This is a genomic window from Photobacterium profundum (assembly GCF_003026285.1).
GTDB classification, from domain to species: domain Bacteria; phylum Pseudomonadota; class Gammaproteobacteria; order Enterobacterales; family Vibrionaceae; genus Photobacterium; species Photobacterium profundum.
Window position 1 is genome coordinate 744,441 of record NZ_PYOD01000002.1, and the last position, 15,666, is coordinate 760,106.

The 15,666-nt window shown below is 41.9% G+C and carries 16 protein-coding genes; 8 read left to right on the plus strand and 8 right to left on the minus strand.

Translation table 11 applies throughout. The features are described from left to right. Positions 1–201: 201 nt before the first annotated feature. Positions 202–1,161: a LysR family transcriptional regulator gene (locus C9J48_RS08160; protein WP_006228704.1), complete on the minus strand. Its 960-nt coding sequence runs from the start codon at positions 1,159–1,161 to the stop codon at positions 202–204. Between the two features lie 122 nt (positions 1,162–1,283). On the opposite strand from C9J48_RS08160, the gene C9J48_RS08165 reads away from it, so the two are divergent. From C9J48_RS08165 to C9J48_RS08185, 5 genes are all read left to right on the plus strand, one after another. Continuing rightward, on the plus strand, positions 1,284–1,667 hold the full coding sequence (locus C9J48_RS08165) for a glycine zipper family protein (RefSeq protein ID WP_006228703.1): 384 nt from the start codon (positions 1,284–1,286) through the stop codon (positions 1,665–1,667). A 363-nt stretch (positions 1,668–2,030) separates the two neighbouring features. Further along, complete coding sequence (locus tag C9J48_RS08170; RefSeq protein WP_006228701.1) at positions 2,031–2,927, plus strand: sugar ABC transporter substrate-binding protein; 897 nt, start codon at positions 2,031–2,033, stop codon at positions 2,925–2,927. Next, entirely contained in the window at positions 2,927–3,682 is a 756-nt protein-coding gene (locus C9J48_RS08175) for an ATP-binding cassette domain-containing protein (RefSeq protein WP_006228700.1), read from the plus strand. The genes C9J48_RS08170 and C9J48_RS08175 overlap by 1 nt, the downstream gene beginning before the upstream one ends. Then, positions 3,682–4,671, plus strand: coding sequence for an ABC transporter permease (locus tag C9J48_RS08180; RefSeq protein ID WP_006228699.1), 990 nt, complete (start codon positions 3,682–3,684; stop codon positions 4,669–4,671). Before C9J48_RS08175 ends, C9J48_RS08180 begins: the two co-directional genes overlap by 1 nt. Positions 4,672–4,673: 2 nt before the next feature. After that, positions 4,674–6,056 carry an alpha-glucosidase/alpha-galactosidase gene (locus tag C9J48_RS08185; protein WP_006228698.1) on the plus strand — a complete coding sequence of 461 codons (1,383 nt, stop codon included), beginning with the start codon at positions 4,674–4,676 and terminating at the stop codon, positions 6,054–6,056. Between the two features lie 147 nt (positions 6,057–6,203). On the opposite strand, the gene C9J48_RS27860 is transcribed toward C9J48_RS08185, so the two are convergent. Then, the gene (locus tag C9J48_RS27860; RefSeq protein WP_006228697.1) at positions 6,204–6,362 is read right to left on the minus strand and encodes a hypothetical protein; all 159 of its coding nucleotides are present in this window, start codon (positions 6,360–6,362) and stop codon (positions 6,204–6,206) included. Positions 6,363–6,612: 250 nt separating this feature from the next. Between C9J48_RS27860 and C9J48_RS08190 the strand changes: the two genes are divergently transcribed. Next, complete coding sequence (locus C9J48_RS08190; RefSeq protein WP_006228696.1) at positions 6,613–8,208, plus strand: N-acyl-D-amino-acid deacylase family protein; 1,596 nt, start codon at positions 6,613–6,615, stop codon at positions 8,206–8,208. A 57-nt stretch (positions 8,209–8,265) separates the two neighbouring features. Here C9J48_RS08190 and C9J48_RS08195 read toward each other — a convergent pair whose 3' ends face one another. After that, a complete protein-coding gene (locus tag C9J48_RS08195; protein ID WP_006228695.1) occupies positions 8,266–9,153 on the minus strand; it encodes a DMT family transporter in 888 nt (295 codons plus the stop codon). 354 nt (positions 9,154–9,507) lie between these two features. Here C9J48_RS08195 and C9J48_RS08200 point away from each other — a divergent pair, with 354 nt between their 5' ends. Further along, positions 9,508–9,963 (plus strand): hotdog fold domain-containing protein, encoded by a 456-nt coding sequence (locus C9J48_RS08200; protein ID WP_006228694.1) that lies wholly within the window; start codon positions 9,508–9,510, stop codon positions 9,961–9,963. 76 nt (positions 9,964–10,039) lie between these two features. Here C9J48_RS08200 and C9J48_RS08205 read toward each other — a convergent pair whose 3' ends face one another. The 4 genes from C9J48_RS08205 to C9J48_RS08220 form a co-directional block, all read right to left on the minus strand. Continuing rightward, positions 10,040–10,600 (minus strand): 3'-5' exonuclease, encoded by a 561-nt coding sequence (locus C9J48_RS08205; protein ID WP_006228693.1) that lies wholly within the window; start codon positions 10,598–10,600, stop codon positions 10,040–10,042. Between the two features lie 86 nt (positions 10,601–10,686). Then, entirely contained in the window at positions 10,687–11,538 is an 852-nt protein-coding gene (locus tag C9J48_RS08210; RefSeq protein ID WP_006228692.1) for a LysR family transcriptional regulator, read from the minus strand. Between the two features lie 382 nt (positions 11,539–11,920). Further along, positions 11,921–12,109 carry a hypothetical protein gene (locus C9J48_RS08215; RefSeq protein ID WP_006228691.1) on the minus strand — a complete coding sequence of 63 codons (189 nt, stop codon included), beginning with the start codon at positions 12,107–12,109 and terminating at the stop codon, positions 11,921–11,923. After that, a complete protein-coding gene (locus C9J48_RS08220; RefSeq protein WP_006228690.1) occupies positions 12,106–13,182 on the minus strand; it encodes a DUF3179 domain-containing (seleno)protein in 1,077 nt (358 codons plus the stop codon). Before C9J48_RS08220 ends, C9J48_RS08215 begins: the two co-directional genes overlap by 4 nt. Positions 13,183–13,787: 605 nt before the next feature. Between C9J48_RS08220 and C9J48_RS08225 the strand changes: the two genes are divergently transcribed. Then, positions 13,788–14,579 (plus strand): AraC family transcriptional regulator, encoded by a 792-nt coding sequence (locus tag C9J48_RS08225; protein ID WP_006228689.1) that lies wholly within the window; start codon positions 13,788–13,790, stop codon positions 14,577–14,579. Positions 14,580–14,789: 210 nt separating this feature from the next. Here the strand turns inward: C9J48_RS08225 and C9J48_RS08230 are convergent, their stop codons facing one another. Further along, positions 14,790–15,608, minus strand: coding sequence for a phosphate ABC transporter substrate-binding protein (locus C9J48_RS08230; protein WP_006228688.1), 819 nt, complete (start codon positions 15,606–15,608; stop codon positions 14,790–14,792). Positions 15,609–15,666 lie beyond the last annotated feature (58 nt).

Sequence of the window (15,666 nt, forward strand, 5' to 3'; positions counted from 1 at the left end):
TCGAAGAAATACGTGTTTTGTTGCAAACCAGAGTGATAAGACGTGATCAGGCTCAATACCAACGAAGGCACCAAAAAATGAGCTTAGGAATAAAATGTTTCTATTATAATTGAGGGATGTTCATGAATCGCTAAACTAGCTTTAGGGAAAGAAGAGATACTGAGACGTGGTTAAATTTTCATTTGCTTTACATTGTAAATTTCATACAAAGTCATTATTTCCTTTTAACTTTAAATCCTTAATACCTTGCTTAATCAGCATATTAATTTGTTCTCGGAACCAAATATGCATCGGTTCTTTGCTAACTCGAGCATTCCAATACAGGTAAATATCTACTTCTGGTAATCCTTCTACATCAGTAATAACTAACTCACTAGAGTCTTGTGCCATGGTACTCACCACTAATCGGTTAAAGCAGGCAATATGTCGCCCTAGTTTGATCGTTTCAAGCGCAATGTTGTACGACGGCGTTTTTAGCGTAATGGGACGATTAATACCTTGCTTTCGTGCCGCCTCATCAACTAAACGTTCACCTTCAGCCCCTGGATAAATTCGCACATGAGGAAACGAGAATACATCTTCCAATTTAGGCGAAGAGATTCGAGTAAATGGATGATCAACATGAGTAACTACCGATAAACGAGAGGTATAATATTTCACACCATAAATACTCGGTGGAGCGGATCCTAATCCACCGAAGACCACATCTATATCACCATTTTCAAGCGCATTAAAAATGTCAAACGGCCATTCCACCAGCTCTATACACAGGTTGGGGGCAGCTACAGAGATCTGACTGAGAAGCGGTATCAATAAATGCTTTAACGAGGCATCTTGGGTACAAAACCTGATTGTCCCTTCTGCATCAGCAGGTAAAAAAGTACGCTTGTAAACCGTGCTATCTAATTGATTAAACAGCTGCGATAACGGAACTTGTAAGGCTGCTCCCAAATTGGACAATACCATCCCATTTTTACTTTTGATCAGTAGCGGATCATCAAACTCTTTCCGTAACTTTTGCAAGTGATAACTCATAGTAGCTTGGCTAATATTCAGCATTACGGCAGTTCGGCTTACATGTTTTTCTTCTAACAATGCAGCCAAGAAAACCAGTAAATTTAAATCTTTTTTTGCCAAACGTTGTAATAATTCGAGCTGCATTACCTGCCCCTTATGGATTATTGAATTTATCGATAACAACTATAGAAAACAGTGTATTTTAAGGTAATCATTATTTAGATACTATAGTCCCATCACCAACAAACACAACGGTAGCGCAGACAATGATGAAAAAAATAACGATTCTACTTGGGGCTTCTTTACTCACCGCATGTTCTTATAACGCAGCACCAGTCGTAGGGCCTCACGACAAAACAGATCAAGAATATCAACAAGATTATGCCGAGTGTGAAATGTACGCAGCAAGAGTAGACAAAGGCGAAGCGGTTAAAACTGGTATAGCAAATGGTGCATTAGTCGGCGTGGCGAGTGGTGCTATAGCAGGCCTAATTGATGGTGGCGTTGTCGAAGGTGCGGCTATCGGTGTAGCTGTTGGGGCTGGTTCTGGCGCAGCTGGTGGGGCATTAAAAGCCACTGACGATCAAAGTTTAGTATTACGTCGCTGCCTAGATAGTAAAGGCTATGACGTTTATGACCTACGCAGCTAATCGTTATCAATTAACGCGGCATGGTTTAGCTACGCGAATAAAACTTCTGAGCTCTCTCGCAAAGTAATTTTATCGTAAAATGATGCTACTGTGTAAACCGACCATTGATTATTTTTATTCTATATTATCAATAGCTTCTACTAAATGAGACGAGAATCATAAAAAGAATATTCTTTTGATTAAACATCAATACTCAAGGCGTATCATGTGCAACCTGTACATATACCAATCAGGAGTATTGTTGTTATGAATATTTATGGCATTTTATCTGGCAAATCAAAAAAGGCTATATTGGCTGTTCTATTTTCAGCTATTTTCTCGTTATCCTCTTCAACAGCAGTGGCTTCTCCGTCAGGAAAGGACATGTCAATTTGGTTTGATGTCGGCGGCCCAGTAGGAGGACCATACGCAACCGTTGTTCAAAATGGAGCGACACAGGCGGCGGATGATTTAGGGGTCGATCTACGCGTAATGTACTCAGATTGGCAACCGCAAAAGATGATTGAAAATTTCAAGCTGGCATTGGCTGCCAAACCGACAGGTATTGTTGTAATGGGGCACCCTGGTGACAGTGCCTACGAAAATTTGGTTAATGAAGCATTTAGCAAAGGCATTCAAGTTACGTCTGTTGATACAGCCCTTCCAACCACGATGGCAAATGAACAGAGTAAAGGGTTTGGCTATGTCGGAGTGAGTAACGCTGCACGCGGTATTCACTTGGCCAAAGAAGCATTACGTCGCGGTCAGTTCAAGGCAGGTGACCAAGCAATGGTCTGGGGGATCAAGGATATTGCCGAGCGTAGTGACTCAACACGGGGGCTGATCAGCACTCTTGAAGAAGCAGGTTTAGCCGTCGATTTTCTTCAAATCTCACCAGAAACAGATAAAGACCCTTCTCTGGGAACCAATGTAATCACGGCCTACCTAGCACGCAATCCGAATGTGAAGCTGATTATGGTGGATCATGCAGCGCTTACCTCACAAATGGGGAACTTCTTGCGTAATGCAGGTATTCGCCCACAAGAGCTGTATGTTGCAGGATTTAGCCTTTCGCCAGCAACTGCGGATGCAATTAAAACAGATTACGTCCAGCTTGTTGCCGATAGTCAGCCATATCTGATGGGTTACCTGTCTGTGGTACAGGTTGTATTGAGCAAACGTTATGGTTTTTCTGGTCTAGATATCAATACTGGCGCTGGATTTGTCAGCCAGAATAATATCGATTTTATTGCGCCCTTGGCAGCAAAAGGGATTCGTTAATGACGGATCGAGTGCTTAAGTTGACTGGGCTGAACAAATGGTTTGGCCAAGTCCACGCGTTAAAAGATATTAACTTTTCACTTCATCGTGGTGAGGTATGTGCTTTGCTCGGTGATAACGGAGCCGGAAAATCAACCCTCATCAAATTGATTGCCGGTGCCGAGCAAATTGAAAGTGGTCAATTAATAATTGGTGGCGAGAAGGTGCCAACTCATCGCTATACGGTACAACATGCCCGTCATTTAGGCATTGAAACTGTCTATCAGTCTGGTTCTCTCGGCGAACAGCAGAGCGTTTGGCGTAATCTGTTTCTTGGCCGGCATCTTCGTAACAGGCTGGGGTTTATTGATCACAAAGAAGAGCGTCGTCAGGCCGCTCTGCTCCTCAAGAAATTAGACTTTCGTGGGGTCGGAGCCAATATCGATGCCCCTGTGAGTTTACTATCAGGCGGTGAGCGTCAGGGATTGGCCATCGGTCGTGCCATGCTATTTGATGCTCGGGTGGTGATATTAGATGAGCCGACCACGGCGTTATCGTTGGGCGAGGTCGAAAAAGTGTTGTGCTTTATTGAAACATTGAAATCGCAAGGCAGAGCATGCCTGTTAATCACCCATAACATGAATGACGCCTATCGGGTTGCTGACCGATTTGTGGTAATGGATCGCGGCAGTATGGTAGCTGAATACCGAAAATCAGAAATGACTCAGTCTTCGTTACAGTTGGCACTGTTAGATGCTGTAGGACGGGGAGCATAATGAATTCATTTATTACTCGTCACCGTGTTCCATCATTGACCGCATTAATCCTTGTTGCCTTATGGGCACTCTTTACGGTGTGTAGCCCAGAAACCTTCCTACATGGCCGTATTTACACCGCATTCATGTCGACGATTCCGTTCACGGCTATGCTGGCTTTTGCTTTGACGTTGCTCATTATCGCGCGTGAAATCGACATGAGTTTCCCCGCGGTTGTCGCGCTGGGAGGCTTCGTTTTCTCTGCCACCTTTCAGGCGACAAACTCCCCTCTGTTGGCCCTCGGATGTGCGATTGCTGCAGGTTTAGCTTGTGGCATCCTGAACGGAATACTGGTGGTCTATTTTCGTATCCCTTCGATCATTGCAACCATCGGCACCCAGTTTTTTCTGGGTGGACTAACAACCGTTTTGGCTGATGGTCTCGCCCTGAGTATTCCGCAAATTCGTGACAGTTGGATTCACACTCTGATGGTTGGGCGTATTGCCGAAGTGATTCCTGCTCAGATGTTATGGGCCTTACTGGTAATTTTCTTGCTCTGGCTGCTCCTTTCACACCATGTTTTTGGTGATAACGTCAATTTTATTGGTGATAACCCGACTGCAGCACAAGTGATGGGAGTACCGGTTGAACAGACTCGCTTGTTGTTATTTATGCTGATGGGCGCGATGTCGGCTTTCGTCGGAGTCTTTGTCAGCCTTGAGATGAGTAGCTGGTGGCCTAATCAGGGGCAGGGTTACATGCTATTGGTTTTTGCCTCGGTATTCATTGGCGGAACCTCTGTTCTCGGCGGGCGCGGCACCTTGATGGGCACACTGTTTGGTGCCTGCATTATCGGTATTTTGGAAGCCGGGATCATCAGTGCCGGGTTGGCGGGTTTTTGGACTCGCCTAATCTACGGCGTCACCATTCTTGTTTCGTTAATGGTCCATAGCATGCTGTTAAAACAGCACATAGGATCATGGCGACGGTTACTTTTTAATAAGGTATAGATATGACTAAAATAACCATTATCGGTGCGGGTAGTGTGATGTTCACCCGTCAGATTACTTCAGCCTTACTCTCTTATCCGGCATTAAACGATATTGACTTGGTGCTGATGGATATCGATCCCGAGGTACTTAAAAGAAGCCATCAGCTTATTAGTAAAATGGCAGAGCAAGCTAACACTCGTGCTCGGATCAGTATGACCACAGATAGGCGTGTGGCGTTGACCGGTGCTGACTTTGTGATTAATGCCATTCAGGTTGGAGGCTTAGAACCGTGGCGACTGGATATGCAGATTCCGACCAAGTACGGTGTAATACAAGAAGTTGGCGATACCATGGGGCCGGGTGGCATTTTCCGCGCTCTACGCCATATCCCCCCAATGTTGGCCATATTGCGAGACATGGAAGAGGTATGCCCCGAGGCGTTGTTTATCAATTATGCCAACCCACTCGCGCCATTAACTTGGGCAGCAAAAGATTCCAGCCCGATTAAGTCTATCGGTTTGTGTTATGGCGTGCGCTATACCGCGGCTCAGCTTGTCGGGTATTTAGGCGAAGGCGACTGGGTAGAGCACCCTTCAACCCCCGAACGCTGGCAACGACTGATGTATCACGATGTACCTTCGCACATTGACTATGAATTCGCGGGCATTAATCACATGACGTGGATAACCAAAATGATGGCGAATGGCAAGGATATGCAGCCTAAAATCCGTGAATTGGTTAATAACCCGAAGGTCTACGCTGCTGATGGTGTGCGCTGTGAAGTACTGAAATTTTTTGGTTTATGGTGCACCGAAAACCACTGGCACTGTAGCGATTACCTGCCCTATTTCCGTAAAAATGAAGAGATGATTAATCATTTCCTTCCTCAGCGCTGGGATTTATTGGCGTTGGAAGAAAAAGTCCATTCTGCTGGTGAAGCTGAAATTGACGCCCAGTTGGCAGGAATACAAAAGTTTACGATTGAACCAAATATGCTAAATGCACCGAAGCTGATTAACGCGATGCTCAGCGGTGAACGGACACGGATCAATGGTAATGTGCCAAATCGCCAATCTGTGGGGTTATTGATCGATAACCTACCTGAAAACTGTGTTGTTGAGGTACCGATTTGGGTTGATAACCAAGGGATTCATCCGCAGAAAATGGGCCGTTTACCGATGCAATGTGCTAGTTTGATCAAAACCAATACCGCGGTACAAGAGTTAATTGTTGAAGCGGCGCTGACTTGTAATCTTGATGCTGCACGGTATGCCCTGGCTCTGGATCCGGTAACGGCGACAGTGTGCACCCTTGAGCAAATTGATGCGATGTTTACTGAAATGTTTACTGCACAGCGTCAATGGTTGCCACAGTTTGCCAATGTACCTTCAACTTCACTGTAGCTAAACGTGCAATAAAGATAGTGACGCTGATCATACCCAAGTTACCTCAAGATGTTCGTTTCAACGAGAACTTAGGTAGCTTGAGTATATAAGCAATTTTATCCAGTAAAGATGATCAGGTACTTATCTAGATTGATATAAGTTTTATCACTCCTTCACATACAACGTCGCTTTCGACTCTTTAATTAGCTGTGCCGCATAAGACGGTGTTACTTCACGCAGCTGACCTTTAACAGAGTGAAAGTACCCTTCCCAGTAGTGATCACGATAGATACCATTTTTTTGGAATTCAACAACAACTTTCATAATGTACTCACTTGTTATGATCTCGTTGTTTAAACATAACAGGTTATAAAAATCATAAATGCAACATTAGATTTACAATAACTTGCATTTTTCGTTGAACTTTATAACCCATTTATTTCATTACACTAAACCCATAAAAGCAAAGCCAGCCCATACATTTGTCACACAAAACGATCTATCATAATAACGAATACAATTAGGATTTACCCGAGTGCCATACTGGCACGTTATTGATGATGGAGTAACAATAATGCGTCAGTTAATCAAAAATGCGACGGTAATTGATGGTCGTGGTAGTAATGCTTTTAAAAGTGATATATTAATTAATAATCAAGTTATTACTGACATTTCCCCTTTTATCACAACCGTGGTTGATCACGTCATCAATGCTGATGGTGCTTTTGTGACACCGGGATTTATTGACGTTCATAGCCACACCGATCTAGCAACGTTTTTACCACAAGGGTTTAAGCCCAAAATAATGCAAGGCATCACCACCGAGCTTGTTGGCCTCTGTGGTCTTGGTGTTTCACCATTGCTAAAGGAACTGCAAGCTGAACACAGAAAGCGTCTAATTATAGGTAATCCAACGATCGATTGGGACTGGGACGATTTTCCCAGTTATACATCTGCTCTTGAGCAGCAGGGATTAGAAGTTAACGTATCCGCTTTCTTACCGCATGGCTTACTGCGTTATCAGATCTGTGGTAACAGCAGCATACCTATGAATAAAAATCAGCGAATGAAACTGGCTCAATTAACAAATGAAGCCCTAGGAGCTGGAGCCAGAGGGGTCAGTCTGGGATTGATCTATCACCCTGCTTTATTTAGTGATCGCGATGAACTGTTAACCGTAGCTCAGGTTGCAGCTAAACATCAGAAACCAATTGTTGTACACATGCGCAGTGAAAGTGATCAGATCCTTGAAGCACTACAAGAGATGATCGCATTATCTGAACAAGCTGGTTGCCAGTTACATATTTCCCACCTGAAGCTAATTGGCCGGCGTAATGCGGGAAAACTATCATCGTTACTATCATTGATCGAACGTTATCAGATCTCCTTCGACCAATATCCGTACCATTACGGAAGTACAACGCTATTTTCTATATTGCCTCCGGCCCTGATCCGCGCCTACGCACCGGATGAATTGATGGAAAAATTACACACCTCCACCGTCAGACGACAAGTCCATGACTGGCTTTCTGAACGTATTTTACCTCAGGCAAGCGAACCTTGGGATAACCTACCCGCGTTAGTCGGTTGGGAAAATATTCTTATTTGCGAAGTTGAAAGCCAAGAAGCTCAGAAATGGGTAGGGATCTCTATTGCTGAATGTGCACAACAAACTGATCAACATCCCGTCGATTTTGCGTTAGATCTTCTCATCCGTGAACGGGGTAATGTCCGGATGATTGATTATTTTATGGATGAGGCACTTGTTGAGCAGATCCTTCAGCACCCACAGGGTATGGTTGGCTCAGACACCCTACTCGGAGGCAGGCTTCACCCGAGAGTCAGTGGCTCGTTCCCACGGATCATTAACCAATTTGTCACTCAACGTAAATTACTGTCGCTTGAGCAGGCGGTTCGTAAAATGACGGCGTTAAGTGCAGAGACATTTTCACTTCACAAGCGGGGAAAGTTAGCACCAGGCTATTATGCCGATATTGCTATGTTTGGCGCTGATTTCAGTGATCATGCAACGATAGAGCAACCAGAAAGGTATGCAACCGGTCTACACAATTTATGGGTAAACGGTCAGCAAAAAGTCGTCCAGGGAAAATATATGAACACACGTTCAGGTCAAATTTTATTGGCAAAAAGCGGTAATAACGGTGTTTAGATAAACACGTTATTACCGCTTTATTTTCACTATCGGTTTTTTCAGTTCACTTTACAGCTATGCAGTCGCCATTTTTTGTTGACGTGCTTTGACTTTCTTTTGGGCTAACGCGACGCCACTTAATACCATCACCCCACCAATATAATGATAAGACTCTAACTGCTCATTCAATACTACGCTTGCAATAAATGCAGTAATGACTGGCATCAAGTTCATAAACATTGCAGTACGGTCAGCACCTAAGCGTTGAATACCTAACAACCAGCACCAAGGAGCAATTAATGAACCCAGCATTGCTGCATACATCACTAATGGAAATGCTTCTGCAGTAATTGCCATACGTTCACTGCTTAAAAACATTGGAAACAGCATGATGACAGCGAGAACACCTTGTACATACACTGATTGCCAATTTGTGAGTGGCATCTGCCAGCGTTTCAATAAAACACAATAAAGTGCGTAAACAAAAGCAGCGAGCAACAACAAACCATCACCTTGAGTAATTCCTTGCGCAGCTAATTGATTGAGATTACCGTGGCTAAGCATCAACACCAATCCACCTAAAGACAATATTGCCCCAACAATGGCAAGCGGCGATAAACGTTGACTAAGTAATGGCACACTTAAAAACATACTGATCAACGGCACTAGCGATATGATCAATGCCATATTTGTCGCTGTGGTTGTCGCGGCGGCAAAATAGCCCAAAGACTGATTTAACACCATGCCTAATAACGACAGAAATGCTAATTTTGGTAAGTACGGTTTAATCGTTTTACGATGCTGCCAAATAGATTTTGCTAAAAATGGGGTCAGCACCAGCATGGCAAAAAACCATCGATAGAATGCGATCGCTCCTGGATCAATCACGCTAAAAGAAAGTTTGTTTACTATGGCATTCCCTGCCCAGATAGAAACGGTTAATAAGGGAAGTAGGTAGAACATTGATTGCCTTTTTGTATGAGTTCGTTTTTTATCGGGATAACGTATTTTTCTTAGGTGTATTCTGACACGTCACTAAAGATATAAATATCTGCAATCAGACATATAGACTCTATTGTCAGACATTTACTATTTCAGCGGGATAAAATAATTTCACCCATTAAACCGTCATGAACAAAAACAAAATAAGCTTTTGATTTTAAATATAAAAAATAAATCTTTCATTTAATAACTGAATCTTTCCTAATAAGAAATAGTGTAAAAACTGTGAGGCATGACCATGACGTATGGTTGATTTTTGACCACACAAAATGTAGCGTGGTCAGACCAGAGTGCTATTTGGAAAAGGAATTTTCAATGCGTAAAAATCTTAAAACTTATCGTCGAATAACCAAGCTACCATTCGGACAACATCTATTCACTTTTATAGTTTGCCGTATGGCACCTTATTTTTCTTCCATAAAGCCCTTAGTCACCGATCTAAAACCTGGCTATTCAAGCGTAAGTATTAAGAAGCGTAGAAAAGTGCAAAACCACATTAAAACAGTACATGCTATTGCTATGTGTAATATGGCAGAGCTCGCAGCAGGAATGATGACCGATGTTTCTGTGCCAGTAAAGAGTCGCTGGTTGCCAACTGGCATGTCTGTTCAATACCTTAAAAAAGCAAAAACAGATTTAGTTGCTGTGGCTGATGGGGGAAATATTGATTGGGATACTGACGGGGATAAATTAGTACCTGTAAGTGTGACTGATACTGAAGGTAATCTCGTATTTTCAGCTGAAATTACGATGAACGTACGCTTTACATAATTACCTGATCATCTTCTGCCTTTAAAGGGTAAATTTGGTATGGGTTATTACCAACACAACCCATACCAAAGCATGATCACTTATGTTTTTCTTGAGTATCGCTATCGCAAAAAAGCGTTCTTGTTAAACGAGCAAGGTTATACGCATCAACATAACCTGAATGCTGTCGACCTTCCCACTCAAGACCTGCGATTTCCATGGCAGCGCGTTGACCACAACGCTTCTTTTTTACATGACGTTGTAACCGAAAAATCATTGCTAAATTTATGTACTCAGTAAAAGGGACTTTTAAACCTTTCGCAGCACACTCAGCATGTAAAATACGATCGTCGTGTCCCCATGCAGCATAAATTTTGTGCTTGCCACCAAATTTAGACTCCATAGAACGTAAGATTTCAGCTAAAGGCTTACCATTTTTATGAATAACCTGCGGTTTAATACCTGTTAACTCGGTACAAAACTCAGAGATTTCATCATGCTCAGGTTTTACATAATGTTGAGTTCGTCGCACGATCTCACCAGTATCTAAATCCAATTCCGCTAACCCAATTTCAATGATTTCACCGGTTTTTGGATCCCGGCCATCATTCCAACAACACATTTCGAGGTCAAAACAGACAATACGATTAAAATTCATTACTTTTCCGAGCACAACGCTAAAACTGGGCAGGAAGGATACCATTTAGAGCGCTATTCGCCAAAGCGAGTGAATAGAAAAAACAGTCAGCCCAAAGAATGACTAGGGTGAGTAATAGCAACTCTCAATGCTTCCCGCTTTGTTTTGTGAAAAGGATCATTTGCATAGCGCCGATGATAGATCATATACAGCTTTAGTGGTTTTATCGCAAAAGGATATTTATGAATTCGCAGGTTTAGTTTAGGAGCCAATTTTTCTGCAATTGAGCGAGGAGAAGAAGCAATATAATCACTTTCAGAAGATAAGATTAACATACTAGATAATGAGCAGGTTTCAATTTTCACTTTACGCGGTTCAATGGGCTTCTCTGATAGGTTATTAATAGTATTCGTGTTGTTTCGAGTGATTTTTACTGCTACGTGCTCTTCTTCAAAATATTCTTCTAGCGTAATTTGAGATTGAATTCTAGGGTGATCTAACCTTGTTAGACATGTCGGTTCTTCTTGATGAAACTCTTCCACAATAAGTGAATGTTGCTTGCTAGACATTACATCGATAACTAAATCGACTTTTTGAGTAAAGAGATCATCAAAGATAGCTTTTTCTTCCAGTGGTGTTTCACTTAGCTTTATATTTTCTACATGACAAACTAGATGCAATACCACTTCGCTGCAATAGACATTAAGGTACTCTTGCTGTTGGCCAATCGTTTCTAATACGGTTATCGGGGATTCAATTTTGTTTGCCAACGCGACAGCAGCGCCAGTTGGTGAGATCCCTCGCCCCTCTCTAACAAATAGAGGTTTACCTATTACACTTTCTAGTCTTTTTAACGCAGCACTCACTGCTGGCTGTGATACATCTAACTCTTCTGCCGCGATGGTAATAGAAGTGTGTTTATAGACAGCCATAAATGTTGTCAGTAAATTTAGATCCATGCTCACCTACATCTCTGAGTGGCTAACTGTCATTACCTCAATCAGGTTTTATGTAATTCCAGCCGACATTAAATTTTTTTGTGACTTTGACTAGTTTAGTCCTTATTTGATTCAAAATAAGTAAAACTGGAGTTAACCAGCACATGCACCTCAAGATAGAAGAACAAAATAGTATTCGTATCGTATTAAAATACGGGAAATAAATCAGCACCGATTAGCCAATTATTTTGCCAGAGGTCTACTTTAGGAAGATTGTATCGTAGAGGTTTTGAAGGGTCGTAAAATTGCTTTCCTCTCACCACTCATATTTGAGCCCGTTTCAATGGTTTAGAAAAGTGATGACTGATAAGTCGAAGAAGATCTATCAGTCATTCATTGAGGTTTAATCGTTGTTCAAGGTGGCTTGCGAATCATGTTCCTGTTTTACAAATAATGATAAATCACCACTGCTAGATGCTAAGGTATCTACTTGCATCTGGTCCGTTCTAATTATTAAACGTTCGTAAGGTTGATGAATATCTGTCATCGACACGACTAATGCGCACAATAAAGCGATTGCTAAATATTTCATTTAAGTACCTCTGAATCAGGAAAGAACTGAGTCCAAATGCCAAAATGCACACCGTTATGGGTCGCTACTTGTTCGCCCATTGTGTTGACCAGTTTTATCACATCACCATCGGTAGAAATCTGCAGAACATCATCATTTAGTTCGAAGACAAAGCCGTCATTCGCACGTGCAAAATCAGGGTCGATAGCAATTTGCTGTGTACCATTGTCGTATCCTAGAATCTCTGATTTAGGGTTAAGACGTGAATCTGTAAGGTTTAATGTGTCGAACATGAAGTCTGGGTTATCAATGTCACGCTGCTCCTTCAACGGTTTCTCGAATAAACCTAACAAAATGCTATCAATAAAACGCTCCATACCATAAATGTATACCTTTGCATCAGGGTACATCGTTTTCGCTTTTTCCCAATCCATTTGAGTATTAGGATGAACCGTGGTCATGTGATCGGTAAACTCTGACTGCATGGTAATCTGTTGGATAGCCGTACCGTTATTAACATCTTTAAAAATAAGGTTATTATGCGCTTGGCCTAATACCTGCAAATCGGAAGTACCAAGACCATAGTCAGTTTCAACGACCATTGGGAGATTAGAAAGACCACAGTAAGTAATTGCATAGCCTGTTCCTTCCGACTCCCAACCTGCTACGTGAGGCACTTGAAGGTGGTAACGAGGAAAGATTCGAATTTCACCGTTAATCTCAGTTACATATACTCGCGAATCTTCCTCTGGGATGAACCTGTTCGCATCCTCCACAGAGTAGTATTCAGCGTTTAATTGCTCTGTCGGGAACGCGGTAGGCATTGCGTAAGACTGTGCCCAAAAAGTTATGCCAATACCAATAGATGCTAAGCACATCCATAGTGAGTTCCAGAATTTTCCACGAATGTTCGCTATCCAAAGAATAATTAATGCAACAATTTGCCCAGCCCAAAATAGAGGCATATAGCGGAAGTAACCCAATAACCAGTCTCTTGGCACACCAATAACTTGGCCGGGCTCTGTCATCAAAACAACACAAGAAATAGCAAATACCGCGAGTGTTAATGCATACAAATTAAATATAGTTTTCATACAAATATCCTAAGGAGTGCCTGCTTGTAACCCGTCCACGTTAAACAAGCACTGAAGAGGGAGTAGCTAACGCATTATTCGTCATTCCAATGAGCTACTATGTTTAATATTCAAAAACACCACCGATCCCAGCCGCAGGTTGGTTCCATCAAGATCTAGTTTTCCACCTATATATCAAATGTTATTAGTTACTTAATAAGCTCTCGATTTCAGTAATTCGCAATTTTTTCGGTACAGTGAGTGGGAGCGCCTTTGTTGTTTGTATTAAAACACTGGATGACAGCGGAATACATAATGCTATCGATGGTTTATATATAAACCGTAGTTATGTTTTCACAACACTAAAACTCGGTAGACCATGTTATTTAATCTTCACTTCAGCAGCCAACCCAAATGAAAATTTTTCATTATCTATTCAATTCCCCTTTATATTACTTATTTTCAACGTAGAGCGTAGGTCTATAAATAAGTGCCTTGCCTAGAGCCCAACAAATTCTCGCTGAAACGAGCATCTTGAGGTAACTTGGGTATAAGTTGCTATGAATGCTTAAGAGGATTATGTTAGTTGAAATCCATACACCTCTTTATTAATAAGGCTATGTTTGATGTCTAAAATTTATCGACCATTGTTTGATGATGATAATCCACCTGGCGATATTTTTTTTGGTCATGAAGTTTTTCTGCCTAATACGACAACGCAAAAGCACAAACACTCTTGGGGACAACTGCAATTAATCAATGGCGGAATATTAGAGTTACATGCTGAAGGTAAACATTTTTTATCACCCTCAGAATATGCCGTTTGGGTGCCTGCTGGTATTGAGCATGAAAGCCATATGCGCCGCAGCATGAACTATTGTTCGATGAATATTATACAGCCACTTGCGATTCGATTACCTAGCTACGCCTGCCTATTAGAAGTGGACCCTATTGTCAGCGCAATAATTAATAGTTTGCGTGAGCGCTGTGTCTCGGTACCTAAAACACCTGAAGACCATCGTTTAGTTCGTGTGTTATTAGATCAGGTAATCAATGCTAAAGAGCATCAACAATTTCTACCAACCAGTGACGACAAATTACTCAAACCTATTCTTATAGAACTAGAAAAAAATCCAACCAATAATAAAACGCTCGCACAATGGGCTGAGACTATTCACACAACAGAGCGCACCTTAGCAAGACACTGCCAAGATAAACTCGGGATGAGTTTTACAGAATGGCGACAACGCCGTAAATATGTTTATTCCTTACATTTACTGCGTAAAGGGTTATCCATAAAAGAAATAGCCTTAACACTCGGTTATCACCAAGCGTCACCTTTTATTACTCTATTTAAAAAACACGCCAACTGTACACCAGAACAATATCGCCAGCGATTAGGCATTAACCAAACATGACACCCCAGTTACATTGATTCGCAGGTAACCATTGTCCGTTAATGCCCTATTCTTGCTGAACGAATAGGGTATTAACGGAAGCATGATCAAGAGTGACATTGAAAATATATTGGCGGTGAGTGTCGGCAATATTATCTGTGATGAAAGATTAGCAATAGCGTTCATTCCGTTGGCTTAGCATGTACATCAATATTGTCGGCTGTTTTTCAATTATGCAGGAATATACCCCTTAGCTTTAATGATTTTCTGACCTTCAGGCGAATCAATCCACTTAATAAAATCTTTTGCTGCAACCTTTATCTTACCAGGCTGGCTCATCACGATGAATGGACGAGACAGTGGGTAACTATTGTTCATCACGTTCTCTACACTTGCTTGGTGTCCATCCACATTGATCGCTTTCAAGGAGCTATCAATAGAGCCAAGTGAGACGAAGCCTATGGCTTCTTTATTATTGGCCACAACCGTTTTTTCAATACCGTTACCACTTGCTACTTGAGCATGTTGGCTAATGCTGGAGACCTTGATTCCGTTAATTTTAGTCGTCAGTTCTATTAATTCTTCAAATGCACCACGTGTACCTGACCCATTTTCACGAGTGACCACGACAACAGGTTGGCTATCACCGCCTACGGCAGACCATTGTGTAATATCACCAGTAAAGAGCGATGCAATTTGCGCTTTACTGAGAGATTGAATTGGATTAGCAGGATTTACAACCACCGCGATACCATCACGAGCAATCACGTTTTCTATTAGGTTTGCTTGCTTTTCTTTTGTCGATAAATTACGTGATGCCATACCTAAATCGGACACACCTTCAATGGCTGATTTAATTCCTGCACTTGAACCCGTACCGTTTACATCAATAAAAACATCTGGATGAGTTTGGTGATAGGTCTCAGCTAACACTTCCATAATTTCAGTAACAGACGTCGAACCTGAAATTGAAATATGATCATTAGCAAATGCCGTTGCAGGAAGAAGAATAGAAGCTGCAAGTGACAGTGTAATCAGAGATTTTTTCATTACATTAACCTTATTATAAAACACCAGAACTTAATTGATGAAATGCCTACTTTACGTA

What these genes read in the sequence shown, in the direction of transcription:
- C9J48_RS08185 (WP_006228698.1), top strand. Translation starts at nt 4,674, where the DNA reads ATGACTAAAATAACCATTATCGGTGCGGGTAGTGTGATGTTCACCCGT.
- C9J48_RS08175 (WP_006228700.1), top strand. Translation starts at nt 2,927, where the DNA reads ATGACGGATCGAGTGCTTAAGTTGACTGGGCTGAACAAATGGTTTGGC.
- C9J48_RS08210 (WP_006228692.1), bottom strand. Translation starts at nt 11,538, where the DNA reads ATGGATCTAAATTTACTGACAACATTTATGGCTGTCTATAAACACACT.
- C9J48_RS27860 (WP_006228697.1), bottom strand. Translation starts at nt 6,362, where the DNA reads ATGAAAGTTGTTGTTGAATTCCAAAAAAATGGTATCTATCGTGATCAC.
- C9J48_RS08165 (WP_006228703.1), top strand. Translation starts at nt 1,284, where the DNA reads ATGATGAAAAAAATAACGATTCTACTTGGGGCTTCTTTACTCACCGCA.
- C9J48_RS08205 (WP_006228693.1), bottom strand. Translation starts at nt 10,600, where the DNA reads ATGAATTTTAATCGTATTGTCTGTTTTGACCTCGAAATGTGTTGTTGG.
- C9J48_RS08190 (WP_006228696.1), top strand. Translation starts at nt 6,613, where the DNA reads ATGCGTCAGTTAATCAAAAATGCGACGGTAATTGATGGTCGTGGTAGT.
- C9J48_RS08170 (WP_006228701.1), top strand. Translation starts at nt 2,031, where the DNA reads ATGTCAATTTGGTTTGATGTCGGCGGCCCAGTAGGAGGACCATACGCA.
- C9J48_RS08215 (WP_006228691.1), bottom strand. Translation starts at nt 12,109, where the DNA reads ATGAAATATTTAGCAATCGCTTTATTGTGCGCATTAGTCGTGTCGATG.
- C9J48_RS08220 (WP_006228690.1), bottom strand. Translation starts at nt 13,182, where the DNA reads ATGAAAACTATATTTAATTTGTATGCATTAACACTCGCGGTATTTGCT.
- C9J48_RS08230 (WP_006228688.1), bottom strand. Translation starts at nt 15,608, where the DNA reads ATGAAAAAATCTCTGATTACACTGTCACTTGCAGCTTCTATTCTTCTT.
- C9J48_RS08180 (WP_006228699.1), top strand. Translation starts at nt 3,682, where the DNA reads ATGAATTCATTTATTACTCGTCACCGTGTTCCATCATTGACCGCATTA.
- C9J48_RS08200 (WP_006228694.1), top strand. Translation starts at nt 9,508, where the DNA reads ATGCGTAAAAATCTTAAAACTTATCGTCGAATAACCAAGCTACCATTC.
- C9J48_RS08225 (WP_006228689.1), top strand. Translation starts at nt 13,788, where the DNA reads ATGTCTAAAATTTATCGACCATTGTTTGATGATGATAATCCACCTGGC.
- C9J48_RS08160 (WP_006228704.1), bottom strand. Translation starts at nt 1,161, where the DNA reads ATGCAGCTCGAATTATTACAACGTTTGGCAAAAAAAGATTTAAATTTA.
- C9J48_RS08195 (WP_006228695.1), bottom strand. Translation starts at nt 9,153, where the DNA reads ATGTTCTACCTACTTCCCTTATTAACCGTTTCTATCTGGGCAGGGAAT.